Here is a 1,417-nt window from a genome sequence, read left to right on the forward strand (position 1 = left end):
CATCATCCCGCATCGTCTGTACTTCCTGAGCCATCTGCAAAACGTGGCCAAGCCGCTTGTTATCAACAATAGCCCCCTGATTGACCGGTGCAAGCCGATCATTAATGCAGTAATCCAACAGGTTGCCATCAGGGCCACGTAATTCAACCCGATCATCGCAATAGTGATAAACCACAATTTCTCGTCCAATCAGACGGCGTTGGGAAGGCGTATCCATCAACAGATATTGCACCTTGTCATATTGCGTCGTAAGCCGTTTTGAGATCAGCCTTGGCTCTTTCCAAAGCAGGATATGATCCAGATTATCATGTGGGCTCAAGGGGCGATGTACATCCAGTTCATGCAATGGAGCTTTGCCAAAACGTCGGTTGTAATCAGCGATAAAGTCCGGTAACCATTTATTAGCATCGTCTATCGAGCTGATGCCAGCTAACCTCAACTCCTTCACCAACCTATCCTGTAAGGTCAGGTGTGCACGTTCGACACGTCCCTTGGCTGCACTGCTATGAGCACAGAACCCCTCGATATTGAGTTCGTCCAGGGCTCGCGCAAACTGTGTTTGTCCCTCACCACGGGAGGACTTGTGATTCACCCTAAAAACGCTGGCCTTGTCGCTGTAAAGGGCCAGTGGCTTGCCATGTGCGCTCAGATGATCGCGCAAGGTACTAAAATAGGCGAATGTAGACTCGGAATACACAAACCGCAGAGCAGTGATCTGGCTAGTAGCGTCATCCACGAACACGATGGCAGTACATGTAGGCCCTCTTTCCTCAAACCATCGATGATCACAACCATCGATCTGGATCAATTCGCCGAAGCAAGCACGCCGGTAGCGAGGCTGTTGGATTCTTGGAGGGCGTTGTCGCCGTGGCACCCATAGTCCCATATTGATCATCAGCTGGCGTACCGTAGACACGGCAAGGTGGAGATCGTGTAGCTCGACCAGCTTTTCTGCTGCGAGGGTAGGGCCGAAGTCGGGGTAATGCTGTAAAATCAGTTGCCCAGCTAGTTCCTTCATGCCGGTCGGCAACTGGTGATTACTGGGCTTACCAACGCGCAGTGATCGTAATCCTAGCGGCCCCTCCAGCCGATAACGCGCCAACAGGTTGTAGACCTGTCTGGTACTCAGATTAATGCGTTGTGCCGCGATACTGGCAGTCAATCTACCCTCTGCAAGGGCTTCAATGGTCTTTAACCGATCCACTTCCTTCATGGTAAACACTCTCTCACGATGGGGCACAGGCAGTCTCCTTAGTGATGGCGGGTATCCTTCCATCAGACCGATTGTGCAATTTCAAATCAACCCAATCGTGAAATTACAACTCAACGCTTACAATGTCAAAAACTAGTTGATATTTCACAGTTTCTGATTAATTGAAATTTCAGTGTTATGAGGATGGGAGACAAGATATGGAAG

1 protein-coding gene is annotated in these 1,417 nt (G+C 50.0%); it reads right to left on the bottom strand.

The genetic code is table 11. The annotated features are described in order from the left end of the window. Nucleotides 1–1,213: ISNCY family transposase (locus K5E40_RS34290; RefSeq protein ID WP_221734427.1), on the bottom strand; the 1,213-nt coding region annotated here is incomplete at its 3' end. Between the last annotated feature and the right edge of the window lie 204 nt (nt 1,214–1,417).

The organism is Pseudomonas baetica, from assembly GCF_019733355.1.
Lineage (GTDB): Bacteria > Pseudomonadota > Gammaproteobacteria > Pseudomonadales > Pseudomonadaceae > Aquipseudomonas > Aquipseudomonas baetica_A.